Origin of the sequence: Phenylobacterium sp., from assembly GCF_016793285.1 — a bacterium.
Taxonomy (GTDB): Bacteria; Pseudomonadota; Alphaproteobacteria; order Caulobacterales; family Caulobacteraceae; genus Phenylobacterium.
Map to the genome: position 1 here is coordinate 1 of NZ_JAEUMO010000218.1, position 10,211 is coordinate 10,211.

Consider the following 10,211-nt stretch of genomic DNA (forward strand, 5'->3'; position numbering starts at 1 on the left):
GCAGGCTAAGTGGGCTTTGCCTGGGCGGTGGTCCAGGCCACGACGTCCCTCAGCACCTCGGCGACGGCCCGATCGTAGGCCGGCACGATCGCGCCGACGCGGTTGTCGGCGGCGCTGACGCGCTTTTCGAAGATCTGCTCGGCGACGACGCTGCGGTCGGTCCCGCGGGTCATGGCGGCGCGGACGCGGACGATGACGGTGGGCGCGGCCTTCGGTCCGCGCTCGTAGCGGGCTTCGAAGTTGCGGACGTCCAGTCGCAGCACGTAGTCGGCGGCCGCCGGCTCGCCGCGCGAGATCAGCCGCACGGGGCCGTGGTCCGCGTCGAACGCCGCCAGGACGGCTTCGTCCCACAGCACGGCGGCGGGCGCGACCCAGCGGGTCTCGGCGATGTAGGCGACGTGGCCGTTGGTGATGGTCAGCAGCCGGTCGCCGGCCGACTCGCGCTGGAAGGTGGCGTTGGTGCGGAACACGCCCACCTGGCCCTGCGGGGAGGTCAGCGCCTCGGCGGCCAGCGGCTGGCCGAAGCGGTACAGGTGCGCCTCCTTGGTCTTCGGCAGCAGGGAGATGCAGCCGCAGAGCGCCAGGGCCGCGGCCGCGACCGTGGCGAGGCGGAGAAGGGCGGTCGTGCGCGTCATTGGGGCACCTTCACCTCTTGGGCGCCGGCCTTGCCGAGCGCGCCGGTGGGGTTGGACTGGACCTCGTTGACCAGCCGCTCCAGCGACTCGGCCGCGCTCTGGAGCTGGATCACCGCGGCGGTCACCTGCGGCAGGCCGTTGGTGGCGAATTCGGTGGTCGGGCCCTGCAGCCGCGCGATCATGGCGCGGGCGTCCTTGGTGGCGGCGCGGGCCTCGTCGGCGGCGTCGGCCAGGTTCCTGATCGCGCGGGCCCCGTCGCCCTCGACCACGCCACGGGTCGATGCGGAGAGCTTGGCGATCTCGTCCGCGGCGGTGTCGATCCGCTGGACGGCGCTCTGCAGGTCGGCGACCAGCGCCTTGCGTTCGCGCAGCTCGGCGGTGACGGCCTGGGTGTCGGAGAGCGCCGCGGAGAAGGTCTTGATGTTCTGGTCCGACAGGACGCGGTTCACGCGGTCCAGCGCCTCGATGGTGCGCGTCAGCACCGTGCCGCCGCCCTCGAGCAGGTCGGAGATGGCGGACCGCTGGCTGTGGATCACCGGGATGCAGTCGCGGCCGAGGCCGAGGCGTTCGCAGCGCGGCTTGTCGGCTTCCTTCAGCAGCGGCTTGGTCGGCGTGCCCGAGCTGATCTGGATGTAGTTCAGCCCGGTGATACCCTGCGGCTCCAGCGTGCCGAAGCTGTCGGTGCGGATCGGCACGTCCTCGGTCACCCGCACGCGGGCGATGACGTTCCGCGGGTTCGTCTGGTCCAGCGCGATCTTGGTGACCTCGCCGACCTTGATGCCGTTGAAATGGACCTCGCCGCCTTCGTTCAGGCCCCGCACCGGCCCCTGGAAGACGATGTCGTACAGGTCATACTCCGCGTTGATGCGCAGCCGGGCGAGCCAGACGATGAACACCGCCAGCGCCACCGTCAGGATCAGCGTCGAGAGGCCCACCAGGGCGTAATTGGCGTTTCTTTCCATCAGGCGTCCTCGCCCATCCGGGCTTCGCGCGCGGTGCGGCCGCGCGGTCCGAGGAAGTACTCCCGGATCCAGGGATGATCGGATCTCTCGAGCTCGTGGACGGTGGCCGTGGCGACCACATGCCTGTCGGCCAGCACCGCCACCCGGTCGGTGATGGCGTAGAGGGAGTCGAGGTCGTGGGTGATCATGAACACGGTCAGGTCCAGGCTGTCGGCGAGATCCTTGATCAGTTCGTCGAACGCCGCCGCGCCGATCGGGTCGAGACCCGACGTCGGCTCGTCCAGGAACAGGAGTTCGGGGTCGAGGGCCAGCGCCCGCGCCAGGCCCGCGCGCTTCTTCATGCCGCCGGACAGCTCGGCCGGCTTCAGCCCGGCCGCCTCGGGCCGCAGCCCCACCATGGCGATCTTGAGGTCGGCCAGTTCGTAGGCCTCGCGGCGCGACATCCGCGTGTGCTCGAACATGGGCGCGGCCACGTTCTCGCGCACCGTCAGGTTCGAGAAGAGCGCGCCGCCCTGGAACAGCACGCCCCAGCTCTGCTCCAGCTCGCTCCAGTGGCGGCGCGACGCGCGGTCCAGCTCCTGGCCGAACACCTTGATCGTCCCCGCCTGGGGCCGGCGCAGGCCGATGATGGTGTTGAGCAGCACCGACTTGCCGGTGCCCGACCCGCCGACGATGCCCATGATCTCGCCGCGTTCGACCACGAGGTCGAGGTCTTCATGCACGACGTGGTCGCCGAAGGCGGAGGTGAGCCCGGTGACTTCGATGGCCGGGCCCTCGTCGGCCAGCAGGCTCTCGTCGGCCGGGTCGTTGCGGAACTCGGTCACAGGTCGAGCTCCATGTAGATGAGGGCGAACGCCGCATCGAGCATGATGATCGCGAAGATGGCATGCACGACGGAGGCGGTGACGCGGCGGCCCAGGGACTCGACGTCGCCGCCGGTGAGCAGCCCCTGGCGGCAGCCGATACTGGCGACCACGCCCGCCATGACCGGCGCCTTGGAGAGCGCGATGTAGAAGTGGGTCGCGCCGACGTTGTCGACGATGCGCTGGAGAAAGAACGTCGGCCCCAGGTCCAGCGTCGTCCACGTGACCATCAGGCCGCCGAGAAGGCCGGCCAGCGTCGCCACGAAGGTCAGCAGGGGAATGGTGATCAGCAGCGCCATGAACCGCGGCAGCACCAGGGCCTCGAACGGGTCGACGCCCATCACCTGCATCGCGTCGACTTCCTGCTGCATCTTCATCGAGCCCAGCTCGGCGGCGAACGCCGAGGCCGAGCGGCCGGCCAGCAGGACGGCCGTGATCACGATGTTGAACTCGCGCAGCACCGCCACGCCGATCAGTTCGACGACGAACACCTCGGCGCCGAACTGCCGCAGCATGTTGACGCCCAGCAGGGCCACGACGGCGCCGATGAAGAAGGTGGTGATCGCCACGATCGGAATGGCGTCCAGGCCGGCGCGCTCCATCTGCGCGAAGATCGGCGCCCAGCGGATCTTCCGCGGCGCGACCACGAGGTTCGCCAGCATCCGCGCGGTCACCACCAGCAGGTGGCCGAGGAAGGCCATGGTGTCGAGGAACTCGGCCTGGAGGTCGATCACGCCCTTGCCGATGCGGATGGTGAGGCTGTGGAACCCCTTGGGCTCGGGCCGCACCACCGGCTCGACGCGGATGGCGTTGTCCACCAGTTCGATCAGCCGGCGCTGTTCGGGACGCGCCTTGAGCCGCTCGATCGAAAAGCCCTGGCGCCCGGCCGCCCTGACGATGGCGAAGGCGCCCGCGGTATCCATCCGGCGCACGCCCGTCAGGTCCATCCACACGTCGCGGCGTCCGGCCAGTTCGGCGGCCAGCGCCTCGTCGGCGCCGTCGCCCACCATCCAGTGGGTCGTCCAGTCGCCGCTGAGGACCGCCGTGGGGCGCTCAGTCGCAGCGTCGATCTGGAATGCGGCGGCGTGCTGCATGCGGCCTTGTCCCGGTGTGCGGCGCGGCTGTCCAGCCTTCGCGTGCGGGATCGTCCTCCTCGATGACCTGCGCGCCGAGCCTGGCGGCGCCGCAGGCCAACGTGCATATGGCGAAGGTTGTTCCGGTAGACCACGTTTCGCCGAGGGCTCAAACTAAAGCCCAGCTAGGCCAAGATTTGGTCCAACTCCGCCGGGTAAGCATCGGGCGGGGGACAATTCAGAGTCTTGCGTTGGAGTGCAGCGTCGTGAGCCGCCAGATCGATTTCGCCGGGGCCTCCGGAGCCCGCTATCGCTACATGCCGATGGACGAGAGCCGCTTCCTGCCGCCGGCCGGCGCCAACTACGTGATCGCCGAACTCACCGAGGACGGGGCGACGGTGGTCTATGCGGGCGAGACCGACAACCTGGCCAGCCAGACCTGGCGCTCCGACCTCGAACGCGCGCGGAAGAAGTTCGCGACCGCCCAGGTGCTGACCCGCCTCAACGTCACGCGCGCGGTGCGCGAGGCCGAGCGGCGCGACCTGATCGACGCCTATCACCCGCCGTTGAACGGGTAGCCGGCCGCCGGCATTCTGGCGGCGTGAGCGCACCGCCCCTGATCGCGATCTTCGGCGCGGCGATACGCCCGGACGGGACGCCGTCCGAGGCGCTGCTGCGCCGCATCGGCTATGGGCTGGAGGCGGCCCGCCTCCATCCCGACGCGCCGATCCTCTGTTCGGGCGGGGTGGTGCGGCCGGGGCCGTCCGAGGCCTCGATCATGGCCGAGGCCCTGATCAAACGCGGTGTCGCGCCCGAGCGGCTGATCCTGGACGAGGCGAGCCTCGACACGATCCAGAACGCCGCCGCAGCCCAGGCCGAGGCGCGTCGCGGCGGCCACCCCTTCGTGATCGTCTGCAGCGACGGCTACCACGTGCCGCGGATACGCATGTTGCTGCACCTGCACGGCGTCGACAGCCGCCCCGGACCGTTCCGCCGCGGCCCGGCCGGCGCCCCGGTCCACGGCTGGCTGGGCATGAGCCTGCGCGAGAGCCTGGCGATCCCGCACAATCTCGCCGTCATGCTGACCCGGCGGCGCGCGCCGCGGTCATAGTCCTGTCCAACTCGGCCGCGAGGCTCCCGGCGATGGCTTCCGAACCGGACAACCCCTTCGCCCGCGCCAGCGCCTGGCCGAAGATGCCGCAGGCGCCGTTCCGCGTCGGCCCGCTCCCCAGGGCGACGGCTGACGCGCCGCGCGCGCCCGAGCCTCCGGCCGGGCCGGAGCCGCGACCCACGACGATCACGCCCGCGACGATCACGCCGGTGTTCACGCGGCCCACCGGCGCAGGTCCCGCGTTCCCGGGCCTCCCGATCGAGGCGCCCCGCGCTGCTCCGCCGCCTGCGCCCGCGCCCGCGCCCGCCGGGATCGCTCCGGAGCCGGCCGAGCAGCCGATCCCCCGGTCGCGGCCGGCGGTGGAGGTCGCGACGGTGATCGTGCAGCCGCCCTTGCGCGCGCGGCCCAAGGCGCGCCGGCGCTCGCCGATCCCGGCGATCGCGGCCGCCATCGTCGGGCTGGGCGGGCTCGCGGGCCTGGCCTGGCTGTTCGCGCAGGGCCGGCAGGCCGCGCCGCCCGCGCCGTCGCCAGCCGTCGTCGCGAGCCCGCCCGCGCCGCCCGTCGCCGAGATCGCGCCGCCCGAGACCGCCGTGTCGCAGCCGCCCGCGACGGCCGCCGCTGCGCCCCGGCGCCCGTCGACCGTGGCCCGGGCTGCGCCGGCCCGGCCCGCGCCGTCGCCGCGCCGCCCCGCGTCGCCGACGGCCGCCGCCGCGACGGAGGAGGCGCTCACTGCGCCGGTGCTGGCGTTGCCGCCGCCGGCGCCCGCCGCCGACCCTGCGCCGCCGCTCCCCGTGTACACGCCGCCGGTCGCGCCCGACCCCGGCGCCCCGGTCACGACCAGGCCGCGCTACTAGGCGGTTCGGCGCCTGGCCTGGTCCGGGCGAGGCTGCCGTTCCCGGCCATTGTCATGAGGACGCGGGTTCGTCCCGACCGAGCGCGGAGTCGACCAGGGCCGGGAACACCTTGGCGACCTTGCCCAGCAGGTAGTCGCCATAGGTCCCCTCGAAGTCATGGACGCTGGCCCCGTCCCAGCGGCCGGCGCGCTCGGCGGCGCGCGCCTCCGTCGCCATCGGCAGCGGCTGCATCCGCGCGGTGAAGTCGGGATCGAAGAACAGCGGGAACGACAGCCGGTCCTGGCCCGAGCGGTTCAACACCCGGTGCGGCGTCGACCTGAACCGCCCGCCGGTGAGCCGCTCCAGCATGTCGCCGATGTTGCAGACCAGCGCGCCCTCGATCGGCGGCGCCTCGATCCAGCCCGAGGGCCCCTTGACCTGCAGCCCGCCATGGCGGTCCTGCGCGAGCAGGGTGAGGAGGCCGTAGTCGGTGTGTTCGCCCACGCCCCACGACCGGCTCCAGTCGACGTCGGACGGGCCCGCCGCCGGATAGTGGAAGATGCGGAAGAGGATGGTCGGCCGGGCGGTGTAAGCGCGGGCGAACCAATCGGCGTCGAGTCCGAGGCTCAGCGACACGCCCTCCATCAGCGCCGCCGCGGCGCGGGCGGCAGCCTGCATGTAGGCGGCGACGGCGGCGCGCAGGCCGGCCGGCTCCGCCGGCCACAGGTTCGGGCCGTGCATCGGCAGGTGGGCGCGCGGATCGCCGGCCGGGATCTCGGTCCCGAAGTAGACGCCCTCCTTGAGGTCGGGCCGCCCCGAGGTGAGTTCGCCGCCGACGGGGAACCAGCCGCGCCAGGCCCGGCCGCCCCGGGCCATTGCGATCGCCATCTTCTGCTCGGCGGGCAGGGCGAAGAAGGCGCGGCTCTGCGCTTCGAGGTCGGCCAGGACCGGCGCCGTCACGCCATGGCCGACGAGGTAGAAGAACCCGTGCGCCTGGCAGGCCGCGGCGATCTCGGACGCCACCCGCGCGCGCCCGGCCGTGTCGCCCGGGTCGAACAGGGCGGCCATGTCGATGACGGGTAGGGTCTCGGTCACGCGCGCACCATAGCCCGCCGGCTTGCCGCGATCACGGCCGCCGTGGTCCCTTCAGGCAAACGGGGAGGGGAACGCGTGAGCGAGGGGCTGCTGGCGCTGCTGGGCTTCGCCATGGTGGCGACGTTCATGACGCTGATCATGAGCGGCCGCCTGGCGCCGCTCGTGGCGCTGATCCTGATCCCGGTGGCGTTCGGCCTCGTGGCGGGCCACGGGCTGGAACTCGGCGCCATGGCGCTCGCGGGCGTGACGAAGATCGCGCCGACCGGCGTGATGATCATGTTCGCCATCCTCTACTTCGGCCTGATGATCGACGCCGGCCTGTTCGACCCGGTGGTGCGGCGGCTGCTGGCGGTGGTCCACGGCGACCCGGTGCGGGTGGTGATCGGCACGGTCGTGCTGGCGGTGGTCGTCTCGCTCGATGGCGACGGGTCGACGACCTACATGGTGACGGTCGCCGCGCTGCTGCCGCTCTACGTCCGCATGGGCCTGGATCCGCGGATCATGGCCTGCCTGATCATGCTCTCGAGCGGTGTGATGAACCTGACGCCGTGGGGCGGGCCCACGGCGCGGGCGGCGGCGGCGCTGCAGGTCGACGCGGGCGCGATCTTCCAGCCGATGATCCCGGCGATGGGCGTGGCGATCGCCTGGCTGCTGGTCCTGGCGTGGCTCTATGGGCGGCATGAGCGGCGCAGGCTGGGCGCGATCGCGTTCGAGCCGGTGGCGTTCGACGCCGGGTTCACCGTCTCGTCGGAGCGGGCGGCGCGGCGGCCGCGGCTGCTGCTGGTGAACGCGGCGCTGACGGCGGGCCTGCTGGTGGCGCTCGTGGCGGGCGTCGTGCCCCTGCCGGCGCTGTTCATGGGCGGGTTCGCGGTGGCGGGCCTGATCAACTACCCGCACCCGGCCGACCTGCGCGCCCGGATCGCCGCGCACGCGCCGAACGTGATCGCGATGGCGGGGCTGATCTTCGCCGCCGGCGTGTTCACGGGCATCCTCGGCGGGACCGGCATGGTCGAGGCGATGCCGAAGAGCCTGCTGGCGGCGATTCCGCCGGGGATGGGCCCCTACATGGCCTCGATCACCGCGGCGCTCAGCCTGCCGATGACGTTCTTCGTCTCCAACGACGCGTTCTACTTCGGCGTCCTGCCGGTGCTGGCCGAGGCGGGCGGGCACTACGGCATCGGCAAGGCCGCGATCGGCTCGGCCGCGCTGGTGGGCCAGCCCTTCCACCTGCTGAGCCCGCTGGTGCCGTCCACCTACCTGCTGGTGAGCCTGGCCGGCGTGGAGTTCGGCGAGCACCAGAAGTTCACCCTGCGCTGGGCGCTGGCGACCTGCGCCGTGCTGGCGGCCGCGGCTATGATCGGCGGCGTGTTTCCTCTTCGCGCATGAGGACCTCGCGCTCGGCAGGGGTGTTGGCGCCGCGCAGACGCAGCGCCGCGCCGGGCGGGCAGGGCAGGCGCGCCACGCCGATGGCCTCCAGCATCCGCCCCAGCGCGCCGCCGGGCGGCTCCGCGGGCAGGGCCGCGGGGTCGACGACCAGCGGCATGTGCAGTCCCTCGTAGGCCACGGCGGCGCCATCGGCGGCCAGCAGGGGCGCGAGGTCTTCCGGCCGCAGCGTCGGAGCGTCCACGGCCAGGACGAGCATCCGCCCGCAGCCCCGCGCCGCCAGCGCCAGCCCGCCGGCCACGACCCCCGCGGCGGGGCCGCCGCCCGCGTCGGCGACGTCGGGCAGGCCGTAGTCGCGCCCGCCGACCGTCACCACCACCGACGCGCTGACCGCCCGCGCGAGGGCCGCGACGCGGTCGACGGCGCGCCGGCCGCCCCAGCCGAGCGCGGCCTTGTCGGCGCCCATCCGCGAGGAGGCGCCGCCGGTGAGGATCGCCGCCCCTAGCGTCATCCTTGCGCTCTGCCATGTCGAAGGCCGGTTGACGAGCGCCGCTCTGACCGCCTCTTTTGGAAGGAACGGTATTTCACAGCCGAGAACAGAGAGGGAGGGCGCGTATGGCCGCCAAGACATTTCCTATCGAGGCCGGGCACATCATGATGTTCGCCCGCGCCGTCGGAGACCCGAACCCGGTCTACTACGACGCGGAAGCGGCGAAGACGACCGAGGCCGGCGGCATCATCGCCCCGCCGACGTTCGTGCAGTCGTCCGCCCAGTTCGACCCCGACTACTTCCTGCGGCCGAAGATCGGCCAGCCCTGGTTCGGCTCGGGCAAGAACCCCACCGGCATCACCCGCGCGCCCGGCGGCGGCGGCGGCGGCGGCGGCGGAGGCGGCGGCGGCCTGCACGCCGAGCAGCACTACGAGTACCACCGCCCGCTGCGCGCCGGCGACGTGCTGACGGCCACGACCTTCCCGGGCAAGACCTGGGAGAAGGAGGGCAAGCGCTCCGGCAAGCTGGTGTTCTCGGAGAGCGTCACCGAGTACCGCGACCAGAACGGCGAACTGGTGGTCACCGCCCGCGGCGTCGGCGTGCGCACCGAGCGCCCCGTCGAACAGCCGGCCCCCTCTGCGGCTGGCAAGAAAGAGGAGGCCTGATCCATGGCGCTTTCCGCTGCCAAGCTGAAGGTGGGCGACGTCCACTCCGCGCGCCTGGTCGACGACCTGAAGCGCACCCAGATCGTCCAGTACGCGGGCGCCTCGGGCGACTACAATCCGCTGCACACCGACGAGATCTTCACCACCAAGGTCGCGGGCTACCCCGCGGTGTTCGCCCACGGCATGCTGACCATGGGCATGACCGGGCGCATGCTGACCGACCTCGTCGGCGACGCGCGCCTGACCAAGTACGGCGTGCGCTTCACCAGCCAGGTCTGGCCGGGCGACACCCTGGACTCGACGGCGACGGTGACCGAGGTGGCCGACGGCATCGCCAAGTTCGACGTCTCGACGAAGAACCAGAACGGCGTCGAGGTGCTGTCGGGCTACGCCGAAGCCCGGGTCGATCCGTAGGCGTCTGCGATCCGCGGCGGCGCGTGAGCGCCGCCGTCAGGGTTTCGGCAGCGTCAGTTCCGCGACGCCCAGGCCGTGCTCGCCCTTCACGGCGTAGAGCAGGTAGGTGCGGCCACCGTCCTGGAAGATGGCCGGGTCGCGGATCTGGTTGACCTCGCGGTTGATCGCGCTGCGGAGCGATGGAGCCGGCGCGATGTCCGCGCCCTCCCACGGCCGCTCCGCGCGCAGGACCTCCACCGGTTCGCTCGCCTTCCAGGCCATCCAGTCGCCCCGCAGGTCGAGGGTGGAGGCGTAGATCCGCTCGGGCGCGTCGCCGACCCGGGTCCAGAAGATGTGCAGCGTGTCGCCGCGCACCAGCACCGCGTTGTGCCGCTGGTTCGGCTCGAACAGCGTCGGGCCCTTCTCGAACGGCGTCAGCGGATCCTTCGTGCGCAGGAACTGGCCCGGCATGGCCATGGCGTAGGTCCAGCCGCCATGGTGGAAGAGGCGCATGTAGGCGGGCCCCAGCGTGGGGCCGTCCACCGCCTCGAAGTTCACCCCGTCCTTCGAGACCGCCGCGCGGGTGCGCTGGACGCCGAACTCGGCGAGGCCGTGGTAGTACATGACGATCCGCTTGCCGGCCTCGTCGACGTGGACGTCGGGCGAGGCGACATGCGGCAGGCTGGCGTCCTCCATCGGTGTCGGGAT

Annotated in this window: 13 protein-coding genes; 6 read left to right on the plus strand and 7 right to left on the minus strand. The window is 72.4% G+C overall.

The genetic code is table 11. From position 1 onward, the window contains the following. Positions 1-5: 5 nt before the first annotated feature. From JNL41_RS19215 to JNL41_RS19230, 4 genes are read right to left on the minus strand one after another with little or no spacing between them, the layout of a single operon-like run. On the minus strand, positions 6-635 hold the full coding sequence (locus JNL41_RS19215) for an ABC-type transport auxiliary lipoprotein family protein (RefSeq protein WP_293477760.1): 630 nt from the start codon (positions 633-635) through the stop codon (positions 6-8). Continuing rightward, positions 632-1,597 (minus strand): MlaD family protein, encoded by a 966-nt coding sequence (locus JNL41_RS19220; protein WP_293477762.1) that lies wholly within the window; start codon positions 1,595-1,597, stop codon positions 632-634. The genes JNL41_RS19215 and JNL41_RS19220 overlap by 4 nt, the downstream gene beginning before the upstream one ends. Beyond that, entirely contained in the window at positions 1,597-2,421 is an 825-nt protein-coding gene (locus JNL41_RS19225; protein ID WP_293477764.1) for an ABC transporter ATP-binding protein, read from the minus strand. The genes JNL41_RS19220 and JNL41_RS19225 overlap by 1 nt, the downstream gene beginning before the upstream one ends. After that, positions 2,418-3,554: an ABC transporter permease gene (locus JNL41_RS19230; protein ID WP_293477766.1), complete on the minus strand. Its 1,137-nt coding sequence runs from the start codon at positions 3,552-3,554 to the stop codon at positions 2,418-2,420. The genes JNL41_RS19225 and JNL41_RS19230 overlap by 4 nt, the downstream gene beginning before the upstream one ends. Before the next feature lie 245 nt (positions 3,555-3,799). Here JNL41_RS19230 and JNL41_RS19235 point away from each other — a divergent pair, with 245 nt between their 5' ends. Genes JNL41_RS19235 through JNL41_RS19245 form a run of 3 tightly spaced genes read left to right on the plus strand, consistent with a single transcriptional unit; the run spans position 3,800 to position 5,498 of the window. Continuing rightward, a complete protein-coding gene (locus JNL41_RS19235) occupies positions 3,800-4,111 on the plus strand; it encodes a hypothetical protein (RefSeq protein ID WP_293477767.1) in 312 nt (103 codons plus the stop codon). Positions 4,112-4,134: 23 nt separating this feature from the next. Beyond that, positions 4,135-4,644 carry a YdcF family protein gene (locus tag JNL41_RS19240; RefSeq protein ID WP_293477768.1) on the plus strand — a complete coding sequence of 170 codons (510 nt, stop codon included), beginning with the start codon at positions 4,135-4,137 and terminating at the stop codon, positions 4,642-4,644. Positions 4,645-4,676: 32 nt separating this feature from the next. Next, a complete protein-coding gene (locus JNL41_RS19245; RefSeq protein WP_293477769.1) occupies positions 4,677-5,498 on the plus strand; it encodes a hypothetical protein in 822 nt (273 codons plus the stop codon). Between the two features lie 51 nt (positions 5,499-5,549). Here the strand turns inward: JNL41_RS19245 and JNL41_RS19250 are convergent, their stop codons facing one another. Then, a complete protein-coding gene (locus tag JNL41_RS19250) occupies positions 5,550-6,572 on the minus strand; it encodes a 2-oxoglutarate and iron-dependent oxygenase domain-containing protein (protein WP_293477770.1) in 1,023 nt (340 codons plus the stop codon). Between the two features lie 75 nt (positions 6,573-6,647). Here JNL41_RS19250 and JNL41_RS19255 point away from each other — a divergent pair, with 75 nt between their 5' ends. Beyond that, entirely contained in the window at positions 6,648-7,958 is a 1,311-nt protein-coding gene (locus JNL41_RS19255) for a citrate:proton symporter (protein WP_293477771.1), read from the plus strand. On the opposite strand, the gene JNL41_RS19260 is transcribed toward JNL41_RS19255, so the two are convergent. Next, positions 7,924-8,466: an NTP transferase domain-containing protein gene (locus tag JNL41_RS19260; protein WP_293477773.1), complete on the minus strand. Its 543-nt coding sequence runs from the start codon at positions 8,464-8,466 to the stop codon at positions 7,924-7,926. The two genes, JNL41_RS19255 and JNL41_RS19260, sit on opposite strands and share 35 nt — an antisense overlap. Before the next feature lie 104 nt (positions 8,467-8,570). Between JNL41_RS19260 and JNL41_RS19265 the strand changes: the two genes are divergently transcribed. Beyond that, on the plus strand, positions 8,571-9,110 hold the full coding sequence (locus tag JNL41_RS19265; RefSeq protein WP_293477775.1) for a MaoC family dehydratase N-terminal domain-containing protein: 540 nt from the start codon (positions 8,571-8,573) through the stop codon (positions 9,108-9,110). A 3-nt stretch (positions 9,111-9,113) separates the two neighbouring features. Further along, a complete protein-coding gene (locus tag JNL41_RS19270; protein ID WP_293477777.1) occupies positions 9,114-9,524 on the plus strand; it encodes a MaoC/PaaZ C-terminal domain-containing protein in 411 nt (136 codons plus the stop codon). A 36-nt stretch (positions 9,525-9,560) separates the two neighbouring features. On the opposite strand, the gene JNL41_RS19275 is transcribed toward JNL41_RS19270, so the two are convergent. Next, on the minus strand, positions 9,561-10,211 hold a 651-nt coding region (locus JNL41_RS19275; RefSeq protein WP_293477779.1), incomplete at its 5' end, for a hypothetical protein.

Bases quoted from the DNA above. Each gene is read 5' to 3' on its own strand.
- JNL41_RS19215 (WP_293477760.1), bottom strand. From the start codon at position 635: ATGACGCGCACGACCGCCCTTCTCCGCCTCGCCACGGTCGCGGCCGCG.
- JNL41_RS19220 (WP_293477762.1), bottom strand. From the start codon at position 1,597: ATGGAAAGAAACGCCAATTACGCCCTGGTGGGCCTCTCGACGCTGATC.
- JNL41_RS19230 (WP_293477766.1), bottom strand. From the start codon at position 3,554: ATGCAGCACGCCGCCGCATTCCAGATCGACGCTGCGACTGAGCGCCCC.
- JNL41_RS19245 (WP_293477769.1), top strand. From the start codon at position 4,677: ATGGCTTCCGAACCGGACAACCCCTTCGCCCGCGCCAGCGCCTGGCCG.
- JNL41_RS19260 (WP_293477773.1), bottom strand. From the start codon at position 8,466: ATGACGCTAGGGGCGGCGATCCTCACCGGCGGCGCCTCCTCGCGGATG.
- JNL41_RS19265 (WP_293477775.1), top strand. From the start codon at position 8,571: ATGGCCGCCAAGACATTTCCTATCGAGGCCGGGCACATCATGATGTTC.
- JNL41_RS19270 (WP_293477777.1), top strand. From the start codon at position 9,114: ATGGCGCTTTCCGCTGCCAAGCTGAAGGTGGGCGACGTCCACTCCGCG.